The sequence below is a fragment of the Janthinobacterium sp. EB271-G4-3-2 genome (assembly GCF_020858035.1).
In the GTDB taxonomy this organism is placed as follows: Bacteria; Pseudomonadota; Gammaproteobacteria; order Burkholderiales; family Burkholderiaceae_D; genus Janthinobacterium; species Janthinobacterium aestuarii.
The window spans coordinates 111,049-129,799 of the sequence record NZ_JACYMG010000014.1 but is presented as its reverse complement, the minus strand read 5'-3'; the positions used below and the strand labels follow the sequence as shown (position 1 = coordinate 129,799).

The window sequence follows — 18,751 nt, the reverse complement described above, 5'->3', positions numbered from 1 at the left end:
CGTCTATTGTCGCACCGATCGCCGGCTCCGGCATGGCTGCGCCCCCGTGAAATGGGGCCGGGCCAGCGCTTCCCGGCGAAAAATTGTTACAGGGTGATACAAGGCAAGATCATTCAGCTTGCCAGATAGACTAAAATAGGCGCCATTCCAATGCGGCGCCAGCGTCCGCGTTGCGCTACCCAACCTAATTCGTTTTGGAGAATGTATGAAAAATTTGTACCTGCGCTCGATGCTGGCGGCGGCTTGCGCCGTCACACTGGCGGCCTGCGGCGGCAGCGGCGGCAATCTGTATCTGCAAGGCCAAGTGTCCAACCTGGCAAAAGATGGCCTGATCCTCCAGAATGGCGACGAAAGCTTGCCCGTCGCGGCCGGCGCGACCTTCTTTACGTTCACCAAGCTGCTCAACAATGATGACCGCTATGACATTACCATCAAGCAGCAGCCGAAAGGCGCCGTCTGCAAAATGGTCAACGGCAGCGGCAAGGCGTCGAGCTACTCCGCATCGCCGGCCGTGGTTACCTGCCAGACCAACAGCTACCCGCTGAGCGGCACGATCACGGGCCTGACCGCGAACGGCCTGACCCTGTCCATTGGCAACAACAGCACCAGCCCGCTGGCAGGCAGCACCACCTATACGTTTGCGACGGTCGATGACGGTATTAAGTACGGCATGGTGATAACGACCTACCCAGCGGGCCAGACCTGCAAGTTCGTGGGTTCGGCCAGTGCCGACGGCCGCGATGTCGTCGGCACCATGGGTTCCGCCGCCACGACCGGCGCCACACTGAACTGCACGGCGCTGTAAGCCACGCGATTCGTCACCACTATATTGGATTGGAGAAATACATGAAGTTATCCTGCCTGCGCCCACTCGCCGCGCTGTTGCTGACCCTGGGACTGGCCGCTTGCGGCGGCAAGGCCTCGTATGATGTCAGCGGCACCATCAGCAATTTGAACACCAACGGCCTGATCCTGGTCAACGGCGGCGACAGCGTCTCACCTGCCGCCGGCACCACCACGTTCACCTTTGGCAAACGCATCGACTACGGCACCGACTACAACATCACGGTCAAGCAAAACCCTGCCCACATGAATTGCACCATCAGTGGCGGCACCGGTTCGGCTGGCCACTACGTCAGTATCCAGGCATCGGTTTCCTGTTCGCAAAACAGGTATACGGTGGGTGGCACGGTTAGCGGCCTGACGGCGGATGGATTGGTCTTGATCAACGGCAATGCGCAAACCACGGTGGCCAAAGGCAGCACGACCTTTACCCTGGCGGCGCCTGTCGCCGATGGCGACAAGTATGGCATCAGCGTATTCACCCAGCCGACCGGCCTGGTATGCGCCGTAGCGCCGGGCACCGGCGTGGGTACCATGGGCGAAGCGAACGTGACCACCGTGCAGATCGCCTGCAATCCGGGCTAACGCTGTGACGCTGGCAGCCGCCACGCGGCTGCCAGGAAGAGATATCACTGAAATATATAATTGATATTACAAAGATAAATTGGAGTTATATGTGGCGATGCAGCATAATGCATCTGTCTCCTCCAACTCTTCCAAGAATTGGATTTAGCCCGCTTTTACCAGCGGGCTTTTTTTTGCCCAAAATTCCTCAGGCGGGTTTATTCAAGCCCGGCTGCAGCATTTGCACGATGCTGGAGAAATCCTGTTGCGCATAACCGGCTTGCGCATGCATCTGGTACAACTGGCGCACCAGCCCGCCCAAAGGCGTGGGCGCGTTCGCCGACAGGGCGGACTGCTGCGCCAGGCCCAGGTCTTTGAGCATCAGCGCCGTGCCGAAGCCGCCCGTGTAATTGCGCGACGCGGGCGTGCCGTCCATGACGCCGGGCCACGGGTTGTACACTTCCAGGGTCCAGTTGCGGCCCGAACTCTTGGCCATGATGTCGGACAACACTTTCGGGTCCAGGCCATGCGCCACACCGAGGTTCAGCGCCTCGGCCGTACCGGCCATCAAGATACCCAGCAGCATGTTGTTGCAAATCTTCGCTACCTGGCCTGCCCCCGCCTCGCCCGCATGAAAAATATTCTTGCCCATCTTTTCCAGCAATGGACGTGCCTGCTGCAAGGCCGCTTCGCTGCCGCCGACGATGAAGGTCAGTGTGCCGGCCGCCGCGCCCGCCGTGCCGCCCGAGACGGGCGCATCGATCATGGCAAAACCGCGTTCACTGGCCGCCTGCGCCACCTGGCGCGCCACATCGGCGGCGATGGTGCTGCAATCGATGAACAGGGCACCGGGCTTGGCCGAATCGAGCACGCCGCCGGCCGCCAGGTACAGTTCCTGCACATGCTTGTTGGCTGGCAGCATGGTGATGACGGCGTCGGCCGTCTGCACGGCCGCGCTGGCGGAAGCAGCCGCCGTGGCGCCCGCTTCAACAAGGGATGCGACGGCTGCCGGCGCCAGGTCGAACACGGACACGTGGAAGCCGGCGGCCACCAAGTTGCGGGCCATCGGCGCGCCCATGTTGCCCAGGCCGATAAATGCAATATGTTGCATGTTCTTGTCTCCCAATTCTTTTAATGTAAATCGGCCAATGGATGCTGTGTCCACGGCGCGGCAAAATATTCGTCCAGATGCGTTGCGCTGACGTCGGCCAGACTGGCCGGCTGCCACTGCGGCGCGTTGTCCTTGTCGATCAGCAAGGCGCGCACGCCTTCGCTGAAGTCCGCATGGGCGCAGCATTGCACGGCCACGATCAATTCCAGCTGAAACACTTGCGCCAAACTCATGTGGCGTGTGCGGTCGCGCATGGCCCAGACCAAAGCGGCCGAGCTGGGCGCGCCCTTGGCCAGCGAGTGGGCCGCCTTTTGCAGCCAGGCCGAATCGCCGTCATATGCGGCAATGGCGGCCACCACTTCGGGCAAGGTGGGCGCTTGCGTCAGCGCAGCGATGGCGTCGAAGTTGGCGCGCACTTCCGAGACGGGCAGCATGGATGCGGGCGCCGAGAAACCGCGCAGCAAGCGGTCCAGCTGCTCGCTGTTTTCCTGCGGGCTGGCTTGCCATTGCGCCAGCGCCAGAGAGTCGAGCACCATGGCGCGCTCTTCCTGGCGCAGGAAATAGTCACCGAGACCTGTGAACAGGGCGTCGGCCGCGTTCATCGGCGCACCCGTCAGCCCCAGGAACAGGCCGCTACGGCCCGGCATGCGGCCCAGGAACCAGCTGCCGCCCACGTCCGGGAACAAGCCGATGGTGATTTCCGGCATGGCGATGCGCGTGCTTTCCGTCACGACGCGGTGGCTGGCGCCCGCCATCAGACCCAGGCCGCCGCCCATGACGATGCCGCCGCCCCACACCAGCAGTGGTTTCACGTACGTATGGATGCGGTGGTCGAGCCGGTATTCCTCGGCAAAGAAGGCCAGCGCCTGCGGGTTCGGCACGATACCTGGCTGCTCGGCAACTGCCGAGCGCAGGCTGCGCACGTCGCCGCCCGCGCAAAAGGCCTTGTCGGTCGACGAGTGCAGCACCACGCAGGCGATGGCGTCGTCACTGGCCCAGCGCACGAGAGCGCCATCGATGGCGCGTATCATGTCCAGGGTCAGCGCATGCAGCGACTTCGGCGCATCGAGGGTGATGATGCCCAGCTTCATGCCGCCGGGACAGTCGCGCTCTTCCAGTTTCACTGTTTCAACCATTCTTCCACTCCGCCGGACGTTTTTCCAGGAACGCTTGCACGCCCTCTTTCTGGTCTTGCGTATCGAACAGGCCGAGGAACAGGGTGCGCTCATCGGGCAGAGAATTGACGAGCGGATGGCTGCGCGCGCCCTGGATCAGGGTCTTGCACGCCGTCACGCTGCTGGGGCTTTGGCGCGCCACCTTGGCGGCCAGGGCCAGCGCCGTGGCGGCAGCCTTGCCGGTTGGCACGACTTCCTCGACGAGGCCGATGGCCAGGGCCTTGGCCGCATCGACGCGCTCGCCGCATAAAATCATGCGCTTGGCCCAGCCTTCGCCCACCAGCCATGGCAAGTGCTGCGTGCCGCCCGCGCACGGCAGCAGGCCGACCGAAGCTTCCGGCAAAGCCATCTGCGCGTGTTCTTCCGCGATGCGGATGTCGCACGCCAGCGCGCATTCGAGCCCGCCGCCCATGGCATAGCCATTGATGGCGGCGATGCTGACGCCGCGAAACGCGGACAATGCCTCGAACGCCTCGCCAAACGCGGCGGCCATGGCAAACGCCGTGTCCTTGTTACCGTCGGCAAACACGTTCAGGTCGGCGCCGGCCGAGAAGAACTTGGCGCCGCCGCCCGTGATCACGAGCGCGTACACGTCGGGATCGGCGTTCAGGTCGGCCACCAGCTGCGTCAGCCCGTTCAGGCTGGCCAGGGTCCACGTGTGGGCGGGCGGGTTGTCGAGGGTCACCAGGGCCGTGTGGCCACGGCGTTCCAGCAGTAAATTTGTATACACTTTGCTCATCGTAAGGTCTCCGTGGCGCCGTCTTTCAAAATCGCTCGCGCGACGATCAGGCGCATGATTTCATTCGTCCCTTCCAGGATCTGGTGCACCCGCGTGTCGCGCACGTGGCGCTCGAGCGGGTACTCGCGGATGTAGCCGTAGCCGCCATGCAATTGCAGCGCATCGTTGGCCACATTGAAGCCCACGTCCGTGGCGAAACGCTTTGCCATGGCGCAATACGCCGTGGCGTCCGGGCTTTCCTGGTCCAGCTTCCAGGCAGCCAGGCGCACCATCTGGCGCGCCGCCACCAGTTCCGTCAGCATGTCGGCCAGCTTGAATTGCAAGGCCTGGAATTGCGCCAGCTCGCGGCCGAACTGCGTGCGCTCCTTCATGTACGCTTGCGCCCGCGTCAAGGCCGCCTGCGCCGTGCCCACCGAGCATACGGCGATATTGATGCGCCCGCCGTCGATGCCCTTCATGGCAATGGCAAAGCCTTCACCTTCCGCGCCCAGCAAATTACCGGCAGGAACTTTCACCTGGTCAAAACTGATGATGCGCGTGGGCTGGCTGTTCCAGCCCATCTTTTCTTCCTTCTTGCCATACACGATGCCGGGCAAATTCGCCGGCACGGCAAACGCGGAAATACCGGCTGCGCCCTCGCCGCCGGTTCTCGCCATGACGATCAGCATGTCCGTCTGGCCTGCGCCCGAGATAAACGCTTTCGTACCGTCGAGCACATAAAAGTCGCCATCCTTCACGGCTTTCGTGCGCAAGGACGCCGCGTCGGAGCCCGATTGCGGTTCCGTCAGGCAATAGCTGGCCAGCTTCTGGCCGGCGGCCAGGGCAGGCACCCACTCGTCGCACAGGGCTTCCTGCCCCCAGCGCGACAGCATCCACGTTGCCATGTTGTGTATCGTGATGTAGGCCGTGGTCGAGGTGCAGCCACCGGCCAGCTCCTCGAAAACGATGGCCGCATCCTGGCGAGTGAGGCCCAGGCCGCCCCAGCGCTGCGGCGTGTACAGGCCGCAAAAGCCCATCTCGCCCGCCTTGGCGATGGTGTCCACGGGAAAGATCGATTCCGCATCCCAATGGGCCGCGTGCGGCGCCAGTTCGCCTTCGGCAAACGCACGCGCCGCCTGCTGGAACTCGCGCTGCTCGTCGCTCAGTTCAAAGTCCATGCCAGCTCCTTATTTGAGGCTGATGGTCGTGTTGACCTTACCCACCGAGGCCGCATCCGTGAACCAGCGCTGGGTAATCGTTTGCGTCTGCGTGTAGAACAGCACAACCTGCTTGCCGAACGGGCCCAGGTCGCCCAGCTTGGAACCGCGCGAACCCGTAAAGCTGAACAGGGGAACGGGCACGGGAATGGGCACGTTGATGCCGACCTGGCCCACGTCGATTTCTTCCTGGAAGTAACGCGCGGCCGCGCCGCTTTGCGTAAACAGCGCCGTGCCGTTGCCGTTCGGATTCGCGTTGACCAGGGCGATCGCTTCATCGAGCGTGTCGACTTCGACGACGATCAGCACGGGGCCAAAGATTTCCTGGTCATACACGACCATGCCGGGTTTCACGCCGGACAGAATCGTCGGGCCGACGAAGTTGCCGTTCGGATAGCCATCGACTTTCACGTCGCGGCCATCAAGGGTCAGCACGGCGCCCTGTTCGATGCCCTTGGCGACCAGACTGAAGACGCGCTCTTTTGCCGCGCAGGAAATCACGGGACCCAGGTCAGGATTGTCCTTGCCCGCGCCTACCGTCAGGGTTTGCGCCTTGGCGGCCAATTCCGGCAGCCACTCGCGCGCTTCACCCACCAGCACGGCGACGGAGGCGGCCATGCAGCGCTGGCCGGCCGCGCCGAAGCCCGCGCCCAGCAACTGGTTCAAGGTCTGTTCTTTATTTGCATCCGGCAAGACGACGGCGTGGTTCTTGGCGCCCATCATGCATTGCGCGCGCTTGCCGTTCAGGCTGGCGCGCTGGTACACATGCGTGCCCACCTTGCTGGAGCCAACGAACGAGATCGCCTTGATGTCCGGATGGTCGCACAGGGCGTTGACCACGTCTTCGCCGCCGTGGATGACGTTCAGCACGCCAGCCGGGATGCCCGCCTGCAAGGCCAGGCGCACGAGCTTTTCCGTCACGAGCGGGTCTTGCTCCGATGGTTTCAGCACGAAGGTATTGCCGCAGGCAATTGCCATCGGGAACATCCACAAGGGGATCATGGCGGGGAAATTGAACGGGGTAATGCCGGCGCACACGCCCAGCGGCTGCATCACGCTGTAGGTATCGACGCCGCCGGCCACGTTTTGCGCATATTCACCCATTTGCAGGGTACCGATATTGGCCGCATGCTCGACCACTTCCAGGCCACGGAAAACGTCGCCTTCCGCGTCCAGCAGGGTCTTGCCCTGTTCCATCGTCAAGGTGGCGGCCAGATCGGCCATGTTTTCACGGATCAGCTGTTGCAGCTTCAAAAAGATACGGGCGCGGGCGCCGATCGGCGTCTTGCGCCAGGTTTTGAAGGCGCGCTGGGCCGAGGCGATGGCCGCGTTGACTTCGTCCGGGGTAGCGAACGGCACCTTGGCCAGGACTTCCTGCGTGGCCGGGTTGACGACGTCGCGCCAGACGGTGGTTTGGGATTCAACCCACTCGCCGTTGATCAAGAGGGGAACGGTCGGAATAGCGTTTTGCGTGGTCACTCGGTGTCTCCTTGTGTGGGTATAAGTCTGTTTGCATTATTCGCACAATCGCCGCCGCGAACAAGGCGTGAAAATGCGAGATAATGCAAAGCTGAATCTGTTAATCTGCAAAGATTGTAAATTTGCAGATTCCACAAACCGGGGAAGAGGAAACGCGATGGCAAAGGTTTTCATGGGCGTGCGCCTGCAGCGGCTGCGCGAGGAACGGCGCATGACGCAGGTGGCGCTGGCCAAGTCCCTGGGTATTTCGCCCAGCTACCTGAACCAGATGGAACGCAACCAGCGTCCGCTGACGGTGCCGATTTTGCTGCGCATCGGCACGGTGCTGGGAGTTGATCCGCAAATCTTTTCCGAACACGACAGCGCCAGCCTCGTGGCCGACGTGCGCGACGTGTTTGGCGAATTGCCCGACGCGCCGCCCACCTCGATGGCGGAACTCAAGATGCTGGTGGAAAACATGCCGGAGCTGGCCCGCTCGATCTTGCTGCTGCAGCGGCGCTACCGCGTGATGGCGGAGCGGGCCGATACGCTGGCCGCGCGCCTCGACGACGGCAGCCGCGGCGCCAGTTCGGCGGCCCCGTCCACGGACGAGGAAGTGCGCGAATACCTGAACCGGCGGCAAAATTACATCGACGAGCTGGACCGGGCGGCGGAGCTCGTGGCCGGCGAATTCGATCCCGCCCTGCGCACGCTCGACGCGCTGCAAGGCCGGCTGCTGGAACGCCACGGCATCGAAGTGCGCTTGTCCGATGGCGACGCGGGCATGGTGCGCAAGCACCGCTACGACGCCCAGCAACAGATTTTATGGCTGCCCGACACCCTGACGGGCGGCCAGCGCGCCTTCCAGATGGCGGCGCAAATCAGCCTGCTCGAGCACAGCGACCTGATCGACGCTCTCGTGCTGGCGGCGGGATTGTCCGGCGCGGCCGCGCAAACGAGCGCGCGCCTGGCGTTTTCCAATTATTTCGCGGGCGCCCTGCTGATGCCCTACCAGCGCTTCCTGCAGGCGGCGGAAACACGCGCCTACGATATCGAGCGCCTGGCGCACCAGTTCGGCGTGGGTTTCGAAGCCGTCTGCCACCGTTTGAGCACCATGCAGCGCCCCGAGGCAGCTGGATTGCCCTTCTTCTTCGTGCGCGTCGACCGCGCGGGCAATGTCTCGAAGCGCCAGTCGGCCACGGACTTTCATTTCTCAAGAGTGGGTGGCACCTGCCCGCTGTGGATCGTCTACGACGCCTTCAGCCATCCGGGCCAGGTGCTGACGCAAGTAGCCAGCATGCCCGATGGCTGCACGTATCTGTGGATCGCGCGCCAGGTCAGCACGGCGTCGCCTGGCTTCCGTGCTCCCGGCAAGACGTTTGCCGTGGCGCTGGGCTGCGACATCTCGCAGGCGCACCGGCTGATTTACTCGAAGGGACTCGATTTGCACGACCCTTCCAGCGCCACGCCGATCGGCACGGGCTGCAAGGTGTGCGAGCGCCAAAGCTGCCCGCAGCGGGCGTTTCCATCGCTGCTGGCCGTGGCGCCCGTGTCGGCTTAGGAATCGACGACCCGGGCGCGCAGCGCGTCGAATTCGCGCGTAAATTCCGCGCGCCAGTCGCGCCGCGTGGACTCGTCTATCCAGGCCGCGTCCAGGCCATTCAACATGAAGCCGCGCATGTCATCCAGGCCAAAGCCGAATTCGCGCATCATCATCCAGGCGCCCGTCGGCGTCACGTGGTGCAGGGTCGGATCGTCCGTATTCGGATGCAGTTTCAGGCCCAGCTTGGCCATGGCGCGGATCGGGTGATCGAGGGCCCAGCGCTCGGGGACCAGGGTGCGCAAATAATACGAATTGGTCGGCACCACGGTGAAGACAAGTCCCCGCTCCACGCAGCGCTGCGCCAGTTCCGGATTGTCGACAATCGTGTAGCCATGGTCGACCCGGTCCACCTGCAGCTGTTCGATGGCCGTCGCCACGTTCATCCACGGCATGCCGAATTCGCCCGCATGCGCCGTGCATTTGAAGCCGGCGGCGCGCGCGGCGCGGTAGGCTTCGATGAACAACTCTGGCGGGCGGTCGTTTTCGCGGTAGTCGATGCCGATGCCGATGACTTCCGGTGCGCGGTAAGCCTTCATCCATTCCACCATCTGCACAGCTTCCGCGGGAGCCGCTTCACGGTCGATGCTGGGGATCAAACGGCCGATCACGCCGAAGTCGCGCTGCGCGTCGCGGATGGCGGCCACGATGGCGTCTTGCGCCGATTCATAGCGGATGCCCGACACGCGCACGGTGCCGGTGGGGTTCCAGAAGAACTCCGCATAGCGCACGCCGTGGCCATGCGCGTCTTCCAGGTATTCGTAGGCCAGGCAATACAGGTCCGTCGGCGAGACGATCAGGTGCGCGTCGAGCGCGCGCAGCACGCGCAGCACGCCGACGGGCTTGTCGCCGCGCGTGTAGAACGCGTCGATTTCCTCGGGCGTGACGACATTGCGCGTCTTGGCGGCCAGCGCGCGGAAGGTTGCCTGGCGCACCGTGCCGAACAAATGGCAATGCAGCTCCACTTTCGGCATGGCGCGTAAAAACTGTTCGATGCTCAGGGGGGAATTAGACATGAAGCTCGTTTCGTAATGGAGTGGATCAGGCGAGAATGCCGGCCAGGCGCTGCATCAGCAGTGCGATGGCGGCCGGGCCGTCGGCCAGCATCGCCACCTGCGTGTTGATGGGGGCGCGGCGCGGTACGCGGAACTCGCACACCGTCATGCCGCGCGTCAGTTCGCCCGTCAATTCGATGGCCACGTGGGCGCTCTGGAACTGGAACAGCTGCGGCGCTTCCAGATACAGGGCCACCACGGGGTCGTACATGGGCATGGGCACGGAACCATCGGCGCTGCGGATGCGCACATACGCCTCCAGATAGCCGGACAAAAGCTGCGCGCGCGGCGTGCCGATGGCGCGCAGCTGCCGCACTTCCCCATTCGTCACCAGCAACTGGCGGCACAGGTTCAAGCCGAACATGCGCAGCGGGATGCCGGCCTGGAACACCTGGGCGGCCGCTTCCGGGTCCGCATAGATATTGAATTCGGCCGCCGCCGTGTGGTTGCCCTGGTCGGTGGAGCCGCCCATCAAAATGATCTCGACGATTTTTTCCGCGAGGTCGGGCGCCTTGGCCAGCGCGGTTGCGATATTCGTCATCGGCGCAATCGCCATGATGGTGATCCGGCCAGGGTGGGCGCGCACGGCGGCGATCAGCGCGTCGACGGCGTGGCCGGCAGCGTCCATAGCGGCGCCGGGCGGCAGGATCTCGCCCGTCGTGGGCATGCCGCTGTCGCCGAGGATGCGCTGCGCCGTTTCGATGACGCCGGCCAGCGGCTGGTCGCAGCCGCGGTAGATGGGCACCGTCAAGCCGTCATGGGCCTTGATGCGCAAGGCGTTGTCGTAGGTGATGTCGACGGGCGCATTGCCCGCCACCACGCTCACGCCCAGCCACTCGATGTCGGGATTGCTGCCCAACAGCAGCATCGTCAGCCAGTCGTCGAAACCGGGATCGGTATCGAGCCAGATCTTTTTCAAGGGTTTGTCCATGATGGTTTCCAGTCGAAGTTAGGCACCCAGCCACAGGGCGCTGTCGGCCGGCAGCACGAACGAGACGGCCGTGCCTTCGCGCCAGGCGGCGCCACCGGCCGCGCAGATGCCCTTGACCTGGCCCAGCGGCGTTTGCAGCAGGTACTCGACGGTGTCGCCCAGGAAGCCCCGCGCCAGCACGGTGCCCGGGTATTGGCCCGCCGCGTCGTCGGCGGCGCAGACGCGCACCTTGTCCGGACGCCAGCCCAGCACCGTGGTGCCGGCGGCGACGGGGGACGTGTACGGCAGGCTGGCGCCCGCGTGGTGCAGCGCGCCGTCGCGGTAGTCGAACAGGTTTTCAAAGCCCATGAAATTGGCGACGAAGCGCGTCGACGGCGTGTTGAAGACGGCTTCCGGCGCGGCCAGCTGCTCGATGCGCCCGCCGTTCATGACGACGATGCGGTCGGACAGGGCCAGCGCTTCTTCCTGGTCATGCGTCACGTACAGCATGGTGATGCCCAGTTCGCGCTGGATGCGGCGCAGCTCGGCGCGCATCTGCACGCGCAGCTTGGCGTCCAGGTTCGACAGCGGTTCGTCTAACAGCAGCAGGGCCGGTTCGACGACGATGGCGCGCGCCAGCGCCACGCGCTGCTGCTGGCCGCCGGACATCTGCGCCGGCAAGCGCGTTTCAAAACCGGCCAGGCCCACGGCGGCGATCACGGCTTCCACTTTGGTTTTCAGCAGGGCCGGCGCCACCTTGCGCAGGCGCAGGCCAAAGGCGATGTTGTCGTACACGTTCAGGTGCGGGAACAGCGCATACGACTGGAACACCATGCCGATATTGCGCTTGTTCGGCGCCAGCTTGCCGATCTCGCGGCCGTCCAGAACGATGCGGCCCGACTGCAGCGGCATCAGGCCGGCAATCGCGCGCATGGTGGTGGTCTTGCCGCAGCCGCTGGGGCCCAGCAGGGAGATCAGTTCGCCCTGCTCGACGTGCAGGTCCAGGTCTTTCACGGACGTCGTGTTCTTGGCGTAGCCGAGGTTCAGCTTGTGCAGTTCCAGATAACTCATCGTGTGTTGCCTCTTACATGTATTTAGAAATGCCCAGCAACTTCTCGGTCACCATTACGAAGGCCATGGTGAACAAGACCAGCAAGGTCGACAGGGCAGCGATCGACGGATCGAAGCTGTTTTCCATATGGCCCAGCATCTCGATCGGCAAGGTGCTGATGCCGGGTCCCGTGAGGAACAGCGACACGGGCACCTGGTTGAACGAGGTGACGAAGGCGAGGAAGAAGGCGGCGATCACGGCGTTGCGGATATTCGGCAGCACGATCATGAAGAAGGCGCGCAGGCGCGACGCGCCCAGCGTGATGGCGGCATCCTCGATATCCACGCGCAGATTGACCAGGCTGGCGTACACGACACGCACCGAATACGGAATCAAGAGCGCGATATGGCCGATCAGCAGTCCCACGTAGACGGGCGCATTGATGGTCAGCACCAGGTGGTGCAGCAAGCCCAGGCCCACGAGGATGGCGGGAATGATCAGCGGCGACGTCAGCACCTGGCGGATGGCGCCGATGCCCGGTGGCGGCATGCGCGAAAACGCATACGCGACGGGTATGCCCAGCAGCAGCGCGATGACTGTAGCGATCAGGCCGATTTCCAGGCTGGTCTGGAAGGCGCGGCGGAACTCGGGCGCCGACCACACTTCGATGATCCAGCGCAGCGAGTAGGACTCGGGCGGGAAGGCCAGCGTCTCGCCGCCGGAAAAGCCCGCCAGCACGACGATGGCGAAAGGCCCCAGCAGGAACAGGAATACCAGCCATAAAACGGCACGCGAAAAGAGGCTTTCTTTCATACGGAACTCCGGCTCGAGGAAATACGTTTAAGGCCGGCGTTGACCAGCAGGGTCATGCAGACGAGGATGACGGCGATCACGTTCGCGGCGCCGAAATCGCTTTCCACGCTGACCTTCTGGTACAGCAGCGTTTCGAGCATCAGCACCTTGGTGCCGCCCAGCAGGGCCGGCGTCACATAGGCCGTCACGCAGCCCGTAAATACCAGCGTGCCGCCGACGACCAGGCCTTCCTGCGTCAGCGGCAGGGTGACCTTGCAAAAGACTTGCCATGGATTGGCGCCCAGGGTGGCGGCAGCCGGTTCCACGTCGCGCGGCAGGTTTTCCAGCGCGCCCGCCAAGGACATCAGCATCAGCGGCAGCAGCAATTGCAGCAGGCCGACAAACACGGCGAACTCGCTGAACAGCAAACGCAGCGGCTCTTCCGTAAAACCCATGTTGACGAGCGCCGCATTGACGGCGCCGTTGCGCCCCAGCAGCACGATCCAGGCGTAGGTGCGCGCGATCGGCGAGACCATCAGCGGCAAGATCATCATGCCCACCACCAGCCCGCGCCACTTCGGCGACACGCGCGCCACGGCTTGCGCGGCCGGGTAGCCGAGGATGATGGCCGCCAGGGTCACTAGCGCGGCGATGCGCAAGGTGCGCCAGAAGATGGTGCGGTTGAACTCCTGCGAGAAGAAGTCGATGAAACGGTCGACGCCCCACTGCATGCCGTCGCCGACGCGGAAGGCGTCGACCAGCAAGGCCAGCACGGGCAGCAGGAAGCAGACGACGATAAAGATCAGCGCCGGCAGGACCAGCAGCAGTCCCAGGCGCTTTTTTGGATCAGCAAACATGGTGTTCTCTCCTCGTCACCACTATTTGCTCATGGCCTTGTTCCACTGCGTCATCCAGTTGCTGCGCTGTTTGATGATGGTTTCCGGCTTGACGAATTTCAGCGAACTGATTTGATCGGCGCCATAGGTATTGAATTGCGCGGCCGCCACCGACAGGCGCACGTCCTTGTTGACGGGCGAGTCGACCAGATTGGTGGCCAGCTGCGTCTGCACTTCCTTGGACAGCCAGAAATCCATCAGCTGGTAGGCCAGGTCCGCGTTCTTCGAACCGGCGACGATGCCCATCACGTTCATGCCGGCCGCCTGGCCTTCGGCAGGGATGCTCCATTTCAGGGGCAGGCCCGTCTTGAGCATTTGCGACCACGTAAAGCGCGCCACGGGCGCGGCCCAGATTTCATCCTGTGCGAACAATGCCGCCAGCTGCGCGCTGTTTTTCGAGAACGTGACGACGTTGCCCTTCATGCCGACGATCTTCGCAAAGCCGGTCGCGTAATCGTCCGTCTTGCCGCCCCAGGCCGCATCGGCCATGCGCAGCATCAGCGGGCCCTGCGTCGTGCTCACGTCGGGGAAGGCCACGCGGCCCTTCAGTTCGGGGCGCCACAGGTCCTTCCAGGACGTCAGCGGGGCGATCTTGTCGCTGCGGTACACCAGACCCACGGAATACAGGGTGTAGCCGACGGCGTAGTTGCCGCCGATCGGGTTTTTCGCCACGTCGTACAGGGCTTTGTAATTGCTCAGCTTGGAGTAATCCATGGGCTGGATGACGCCCTTTTGCGCCGCTTCCAGCATGCCGGAATCGGACAGCAGCACCAGGTCGATCACCGGATTCTTGGCGTGCACCACCAGCTTGGCGATGCGGTCCGCGTTATTCCCCGTTTCCACCTTGATATCGCACCCGCATTTGGCCTTGAACGGCTCGTACACATACTTCATGAACAAGGGCTGGGCAATCGGATAGGCCGAAATGACCAGCTCGCGTTTTTCCGCGTGGGCGGCGTTGACCAGCAAGCCTAGGCTCAACGCCAACATGAGGTGCTTTTTCAAGATGCTTCCTTTCAGGGGAAGGCGCTGCGGGACAGCGCCTGTAAAGATGAATCAGAGTCAGAAATAATGCCGCATGCCGGCGATCAGGACGCTTTGCGTCTTGCCGCCCGAGGCGCCGAAGCCGAACACGCGGGCGAACGTCGCGTCGCCAGCCGCTTTCTGGTAGCTCCAGGTAATGGCGATATCGGTGCGCTTGGACAGGAAGTAATCGGCCTGGAAATTGACCTGATGCCATTTCGGCGTCTTGTTGATCACGTCATATTTACCGGTGGTAAAGAAATACGAGGCGCCCAGATTCAACGCTTCCGTCAGCTTGTGGTTCACGTTCAAGTCCACGTTTTGCAAGGTCAGATTGCTTTGATCCAGGTAGTGGTAGCGCACGTTGGTGTACAAGGCGCCGAACTTGGTCTTGCCGACATTATAAAAGCCTCCCGTGCCGGCGATGGCCTGGCTGTCCACGCCGGCGCCCTTGACGGCGCTCTTGTTGAAGATCAACAGCGAGCTGCCGTAGTCATTGCCGATGGCGCCATTCGGTGCGTCGGGGCTGTTCGGGCGATCCATCTTCGTGTAGGCGACGGCCCAGCTGAAGGCGTCGACCTTGTAGCCGGCGCCCATGCTGTAGACGCGGTTGCGGTTCGCGTCTTCCGGATTTTCGCTGAAGCCGTACAAGCCCGTGAACGACAGGTTGCTGATGTTCGGGCTGACATACTTGACGGCGTTTTGCACGCGCAGATTGTTGTAGCCATTGTCGTTGTCGCCGATGTGCACGCCGTTACTGGCGATGACCACGGGGCCCAGCAAGTCCTTGACGGCTTCATACTGGCGGCCAAGGGTCAGGGTGCCCTTGTCGTTGCTCGACAGCCCCACATACGACTGGCGGCCGAACAGACGGCCGCTTTGCGAGGCCGTGCCCGTCATGACGTTAAAACCGTTTTCCAGCACGAAGAGTGCCTTGGTGCCGTTACCCAGGTCTTCCTGGCCGCGGAAACCGATGCGGGGATTCTGATTCGTGCCGCTCAGCGCATGCGTGCGGCTGCCCTTGCCTTCATCCGACACATAGCCGATGCCGGCCGACAGCAGTCCATACACTTGCACGCTGCTTTGCGCCTGCGCCGCGCCGTGCGCCGCCAGCAAGCCCCCCACCACCATCGTTCCCGTCATCCATTTGTTCATCGCCGCCACCCTAAAAAGAATAAACCCTGAGTTTTTTTGGAATTATTTTATTGATGCATCCCTTGCATGGCGTGCTGCCGCACCTGCCGGCACCGCATTCCAGGCTCTCTCCCGAAGATTGTTGCCTTCAAGACAAGTAAGGACCAGTCCAGAATATGGTAAATTGCAGGATAAGAAAATTTGTTTATTTTTATAAATCCATTACTTTTTCTAATAAGCAACGCCCATGCATGAACTGAGCAAGAAGATTTCCTTACGACATTTGCAAGCGTTTGCCACCCTAGCCCGGGTAAACAGCTTCAGCAAGGCCGCACAGGAATTGTGCGTGACCCAGCCGGCCCTCAGCGCATCGATCAAGCTGCTGGAAAATCAACTGGGAAAAAAGTTGTTTAACCGCACAACCCATCAGCTGGAATTGACGCGCGAGGGCAAGCTGGCGCTCGACTACGCCACGCATTTATTGAATACGGCGAGCAATACCTTTGCCGATATCCAGCGCGCCATCGGCAGCGGCCGCCACCGCATCCGCATCGGCGCTATCCCGTCGGCCATGGCGATGACGGCCGTGGTCGTGGCGCGCTACTGCGAGCAGCATGGCGATGAAGTGGAAATCGTCCTGTCGGACATGCCCAACGACGGCTTGCTGCACGCGCTGCATTCGGGCCAGCTGGACTTTTGCGTGGGCATCGAAGTGCCCGGTTCCGTGTCGCTGGAAAGCGTGGGCCTGTTCGAAGACGAGCTGGTCCTGGTGACGGCGGGGCGCCATGCGCTGGCGCCGCTCAAGGAAGTGCGCTGGGACCAGCTGGCGGGCCAGGAAATCGTCGTGTTTACCAAGGGCAGCATCTGGGAGTTCGCCTCGAGCGCCCTGCGCCAGCATGGCTTGAGCCCGTCGAGCCTGTACCAGATGATCCACAGCGAGTCGCTGTACGGCGTGGTACGCGCCGGCATCGCCGTGGGCATCATGCCCAGCCTGTACACGACTTTCCTCAACGACGAGGACCTGCACGTGGCGCCGCTGCGCCAGCCCACGTGCAAGCGCAAGATCGCCCTGATGCGGCGCAATGAAATCAGCCGCAACCACCACGTGGACGACTGTTTTTCAGCGCTGCGGCAGGATTTGCAGCAGGTCGACCAGTGGTTTTAAGTTAAGCCAGCACTGCCGGGGTCAGCCCCCCGCTCACGTCGACGCCTGCTCAGACGCTGGTGGTGGAGAGGGTCTGACCCCGGTCCTTGCGATTACTGCGGTGCTTTGAGCAAATTCGCCAGGGCTACATACTGCTCCAGCCCCACGGTTTCCGGACGCAGGGTCGGGTCGATGCCGGCCGCCTTGATCTGCTCTTCCGTAAACATGCCGGCCAGGCAGTTGCGGATCACCTTGCGGCGCTGCGAGAAGGCCTTCATGACGACGGCTTCCAGGGTGGCCTGGTCGCAGGCCAGGCGCTCGGCCACGGGGATCATGCGCACGATGGCCGATTCCACTTTCGGCGGCGGATCGAAGGCCGTCGGCGGCACGATGAACAGCAGCGACATCTTGTAGCGCCACTGCAGCATCACGGACAGGCGGCCATACGCCTTGCTGCCCGGCTCGGCCACCATGCGTTCGACGACTTCCTTTTGCAGCATGAAATGCTGGTCCTGCACCAGCGGCGCGAAGTCCGCCAAGTGGAACAGCAGCGGGCTGGAAATGTTGTACGGCAAGTTGCCCACGATGCGCAGCTTCTGGCCGGCCGGCACGGGGATTTGCGCGAAATCGAATTTCAGCGCGTCGCCCGAGTGGATCGTCAGCTTGGCCGGATTGAACGTCTTTTCCAGGCGCACGATCAGGTCGCGGTCCAGCTCGACCACGTGCATCTGCTTCAGATGGCGCAGCAGCTGCTCCGTCATGGCGCCAAGGCCCGGGCCGATTTCGACCATGGCATCGTCCGGCTGCGGCCCGATGGCGGCCGTGATGTCGTCGAGGACGAAGCGGTCATGCAGGAAGTTCTGGCCAAAGCGTTTGCGGGCAACGTGTTTCATAATGTGTTTTCTATTAATGCGGTAAAGCCGGCACAGGCCGGCGGAATCAGTTGAGCAGGCAGCGTCGGGTTGCGCCGTGCCGGCCAACCCGACCTGCGCTCTATGCTCTGGTCGGGGTGCTGGCGCGCAGCATGTCGAGCGCCGTTTGCAGCGCTTGCTCCATGCTGTGGCCATCGGCCAGCCCCAGCCCTTGCGCGGCCAGGTCCAGCGCCGTGCCGTGGTCGACCGAAGTGCGTATCAGCGGCAAGCCCAGGGTGATATTGATGCCGCGCCCGAAGGTCGCGTATTTCAGCACGGGCAAGCCCTGGTCGTGGTACATGGCCAGCACGCAGTCGGCGTCGGCCAGGTATTTGTGCTGGAACAAGGTGTCGGCCGGGAACGGTCCGCGCGCATCGATGCCGCGCGCTTGCGCCGCGGCAATCGCCGGGGCGATGACGTCGATTTCCTCGCGTCCCAGATAGCCGCCCTCGCCCGCGTGCGGGTTCAGGCCGGTGACGAGAATGCGCGGCGCGGCGATGCCGAATTTCCGTTGCAGGTCCGCCTGGATGATATCGAGAGTGACGGCCAGGCTGTCCATGGTGATGGCAGCGGACACGTCCTTCAATGGCAGGTGCGTGGTGGCCAGCGCCACGCGCAGGGTCGGTTCGCCATGGCCGGGTTCGCCGGCCAGCATCATCACCACTTGCGGCGTGCCGGTTTTTTCTGCCAGGTATTCCGTATGGCCGGAAAAGGCCACGCCGGCGTCGTTGATCGTGCTCTTTTGCAAGGGCGCCGTGACCATCGCGCCAAACCAGCCAGCTTCGATGCCTTCCACGGCCGCGTCCAGGGTGGCGAGCACGGCACGCCCGTTTTCCTTGTCCAGCACGCCAGGAATCACATTGTTCACGGTGGGAATATCGATCACGGCCAGGCGGCCGGGTCCGAACTGGGGCAAGCCGCTGTTGCGCACGGCTTGCAGCGACAGCGCCGCCAGACGGATGTCCGGGTCGATCAGGCTGGCCGTCAGCGCCAGGAAGGCGGCGTCGCCCAGCAGGATGCAGTTGACCTCATGCCGCATGGCCCAGGCGGCGCGGATTGAGATTTCCGGGCCGACACCGGCCGGTTCACCACAGGTAATGGCGATGGCCGGGCGGCGGGCAACAGGCAAGTTACTCATGCGCAATCAGT

At 63.1% G+C, this 18,751-nt stretch carries 18 protein-coding genes; 4 read left to right on the top strand and 14 right to left on the bottom strand.

Going from position 1 to position 18,751, the window contains the following annotated elements:
* Positions 1-205: 205 nt before the first annotated feature.
* Both IGS55_RS24310 and IGS55_RS24305 read left to right on the top strand, forming a co-directional pair.
* On the top strand, positions 206-805 hold the full coding sequence (locus tag IGS55_RS24310; RefSeq protein WP_230518209.1) for a hypothetical protein: 600 nt from the start codon (positions 206-208) through the stop codon (positions 803-805).
* A 41-nt stretch (positions 806-846) separates the two neighbouring features.
* Complete coding sequence (locus tag IGS55_RS24305; protein ID WP_230518210.1) at positions 847-1,428, top strand: hypothetical protein; 582 nt, start codon at positions 847-849, stop codon at positions 1,426-1,428.
* Between the two features lie 187 nt (positions 1,429-1,615).
* Here IGS55_RS24305 and mmsB read toward each other — a convergent pair whose 3' ends face one another.
* The 5 genes from mmsB to IGS55_RS24280 are packed head-to-tail and all read right to left on the bottom strand — an operon-like array spanning position 1,616 to position 7,107.
* A complete protein-coding gene (mmsB, locus tag IGS55_RS24300; RefSeq protein ID WP_034778800.1) occupies positions 1,616-2,518 on the bottom strand; it encodes a 3-hydroxyisobutyrate dehydrogenase in 903 nt (300 codons plus the stop codon).
* Between the two features lie 20 nt (positions 2,519-2,538).
* A complete protein-coding gene (locus tag IGS55_RS24295; protein ID WP_230518211.1) occupies positions 2,539-3,654 on the bottom strand; it encodes an enoyl-CoA hydratase/isomerase family protein in 1,116 nt (371 codons plus the stop codon).
* Positions 3,647-4,432, bottom strand: a complete 786-nt coding sequence (locus IGS55_RS24290) for an enoyl-CoA hydratase (protein WP_046684480.1) — start codon at positions 4,430-4,432, stop codon at positions 3,647-3,649. Before IGS55_RS24290 ends, IGS55_RS24295 begins: the two co-directional genes overlap by 8 nt.
* Positions 4,429-5,589, bottom strand: a complete 1,161-nt coding sequence (locus IGS55_RS24285) for an acyl-CoA dehydrogenase family protein (protein WP_230518212.1) — start codon at positions 5,587-5,589, stop codon at positions 4,429-4,431. The genes IGS55_RS24290 and IGS55_RS24285 overlap by 4 nt, the downstream gene beginning before the upstream one ends.
* Positions 5,590-5,598: 9 nt before the next feature.
* Positions 5,599-7,107, bottom strand: a complete 1,509-nt coding sequence (locus IGS55_RS24280; protein WP_152282137.1) for a CoA-acylating methylmalonate-semialdehyde dehydrogenase — start codon at positions 7,105-7,107, stop codon at positions 5,599-5,601.
* A gap of 157 nt (positions 7,108-7,264) precedes the next feature.
* Here IGS55_RS24280 and IGS55_RS24275 point away from each other — a divergent pair, with 157 nt between their 5' ends.
* The gene (locus IGS55_RS24275; RefSeq protein WP_230518213.1) at positions 7,265-8,647 is read left to right on the top strand and encodes a short-chain fatty acyl-CoA regulator family protein; all 1,383 of its coding nucleotides are present in this window, start codon (positions 7,265-7,267) and stop codon (positions 8,645-8,647) included.
* Here the strand turns inward: IGS55_RS24275 and IGS55_RS24270 are convergent.
* Genes IGS55_RS24270 through IGS55_RS24240 form a run of 7 tightly spaced genes read right to left on the bottom strand, consistent with a single transcriptional unit; the run spans position 8,644 to position 15,568 of the window.
* Positions 8,644-9,702 (bottom strand): adenosine deaminase family protein, encoded by a 1,059-nt coding sequence (locus tag IGS55_RS24270; protein ID WP_230518214.1) that lies wholly within the window; start codon positions 9,700-9,702, stop codon positions 8,644-8,646. The two genes, IGS55_RS24275 and IGS55_RS24270, sit on opposite strands and share 4 nt — an antisense overlap.
* Before the next feature lie 25 nt (positions 9,703-9,727).
* Complete coding sequence (locus IGS55_RS24265) at positions 9,728-10,672, bottom strand: nucleoside hydrolase (protein ID WP_230518215.1); 945 nt, start codon at positions 10,670-10,672, stop codon at positions 9,728-9,730.
* An 18-nt stretch (positions 10,673-10,690) separates the two neighbouring features.
* Complete coding sequence (locus IGS55_RS24260; RefSeq protein WP_230518216.1) at positions 10,691-11,722, bottom strand: ABC transporter ATP-binding protein; 1,032 nt, start codon at positions 11,720-11,722, stop codon at positions 10,691-10,693.
* A 13-nt stretch (positions 11,723-11,735) separates the two neighbouring features.
* Positions 11,736-12,515, bottom strand: a complete 780-nt coding sequence (locus IGS55_RS24255; protein WP_230518217.1) for an ABC transporter permease — start codon at positions 12,513-12,515, stop codon at positions 11,736-11,738.
* Positions 12,512-13,351 (bottom strand): ABC transporter permease, encoded by an 840-nt coding sequence (locus IGS55_RS24250; protein WP_034745679.1) that lies wholly within the window; start codon positions 13,349-13,351, stop codon positions 12,512-12,514. Before IGS55_RS24250 ends, IGS55_RS24255 begins: the two co-directional genes overlap by 4 nt.
* 21 nt (positions 13,352-13,372) lie before the next feature.
* A complete protein-coding gene (locus IGS55_RS24245; protein ID WP_230518218.1) occupies positions 13,373-14,395 on the bottom strand; it encodes an ABC transporter substrate-binding protein in 1,023 nt (340 codons plus the stop codon).
* Between the two features lie 57 nt (positions 14,396-14,452).
* Positions 14,453-15,568 carry a porin gene (locus tag IGS55_RS24240; RefSeq protein WP_230518219.1) on the bottom strand — a complete coding sequence of 372 codons (1,116 nt, stop codon included), beginning with the start codon at positions 15,566-15,568 and terminating at the stop codon, positions 14,453-14,455.
* A 226-nt stretch (positions 15,569-15,794) separates the two neighbouring features.
* Between IGS55_RS24240 and IGS55_RS24235 the strand changes: the two genes are divergently transcribed.
* Positions 15,795-16,712 carry a LysR family transcriptional regulator gene (locus tag IGS55_RS24235; protein WP_034745670.1) on the top strand — a complete coding sequence of 306 codons (918 nt, stop codon included), beginning with the start codon at positions 15,795-15,797 and terminating at the stop codon, positions 16,710-16,712.
* 92 nt (positions 16,713-16,804) lie between these two features.
* On the opposite strand, the gene rsmA is transcribed toward IGS55_RS24235, so the two are convergent.
* Together rsmA and pdxA are read right to left on the bottom strand one after the other, a co-directional pair.
* Positions 16,805-17,584 (bottom strand): 16S rRNA (adenine(1518)-N(6)/adenine(1519)-N(6))-dimethyltransferase RsmA, encoded by a 780-nt coding sequence (rsmA, locus tag IGS55_RS24230; RefSeq protein ID WP_139090561.1) that lies wholly within the window; start codon positions 17,582-17,584, stop codon positions 16,805-16,807.
* Between the two features lie 100 nt (positions 17,585-17,684).
* The gene (gene pdxA, locus IGS55_RS24225) at positions 17,685-18,740 is read right to left on the bottom strand and encodes a 4-hydroxythreonine-4-phosphate dehydrogenase PdxA (protein ID WP_230518220.1); all 1,056 of its coding nucleotides are present in this window, start codon (positions 18,738-18,740) and stop codon (positions 17,685-17,687) included.
* Between the last annotated feature and the right edge of the window lie 11 nt (positions 18,741-18,751).

Bases quoted from the DNA above. Each gene is read 5' to 3' on its own strand.
- IGS55_RS24260 (WP_230518216.1), bottom strand. From the start codon at position 11,722: ATGAGTTATCTGGAACTGCACAAGCTGAACCTCGGCTACGCCAAGAAC.
- IGS55_RS24290 (WP_046684480.1), bottom strand. From the start codon at position 4,432: ATGAGCAAAGTGTATACAAATTTACTGCTGGAACGCCGTGGCCACACG.
- IGS55_RS24295 (WP_230518211.1), bottom strand. From the start codon at position 3,654: ATGGTTGAAACAGTGAAACTGGAAGAGCGCGACTGTCCCGGCGGCATG.
- IGS55_RS24275 (WP_230518213.1), top strand. From the start codon at position 7,265: ATGGCAAAGGTTTTCATGGGCGTGCGCCTGCAGCGGCTGCGCGAGGAA.
- rsmA (WP_139090561.1), bottom strand. From the start codon at position 17,584: ATGAAACACGTTGCCCGCAAACGCTTTGGCCAGAACTTCCTGCATGAC.
- IGS55_RS24305 (WP_230518210.1), top strand. From the start codon at position 847: ATGAAGTTATCCTGCCTGCGCCCACTCGCCGCGCTGTTGCTGACCCTG.
- pdxA (WP_230518220.1), bottom strand. From the start codon at position 18,740: ATGAGTAACTTGCCTGTTGCCCGCCGCCCGGCCATCGCCATTACCTGT.
- IGS55_RS24255 (WP_230518217.1), bottom strand. From the start codon at position 12,515: ATGAAAGAAAGCCTCTTTTCGCGTGCCGTTTTATGGCTGGTATTCCTG.
- IGS55_RS24265 (WP_230518215.1), bottom strand. From the start codon at position 10,672: ATGGACAAACCCTTGAAAAAGATCTGGCTCGATACCGATCCCGGTTTC.
- IGS55_RS24250 (WP_034745679.1), bottom strand. From the start codon at position 13,351: ATGTTTGCTGATCCAAAAAAGCGCCTGGGACTGCTGCTGGTCCTGCCG.
- IGS55_RS24310 (WP_230518209.1), top strand. From the start codon at position 206: ATGAAAAATTTGTACCTGCGCTCGATGCTGGCGGCGGCTTGCGCCGTC.
- IGS55_RS24240 (WP_230518219.1), bottom strand. From the start codon at position 15,568: ATGAACAAATGGATGACGGGAACGATGGTGGTGGGGGGCTTGCTGGCG.
- IGS55_RS24285 (WP_230518212.1), bottom strand. From the start codon at position 5,589: ATGGACTTTGAACTGAGCGACGAGCAGCGCGAGTTCCAGCAGGCGGCG.
- mmsB (WP_034778800.1), bottom strand. From the start codon at position 2,518: ATGCAACATATTGCATTTATCGGCCTGGGCAACATGGGCGCGCCGATG.
- IGS55_RS24270 (WP_230518214.1), bottom strand. From the start codon at position 9,702: ATGTCTAATTCCCCCCTGAGCATCGAACAGTTTTTACGCGCCATGCCG.
- IGS55_RS24235 (WP_034745670.1), top strand. From the start codon at position 15,795: ATGCATGAACTGAGCAAGAAGATTTCCTTACGACATTTGCAAGCGTTT.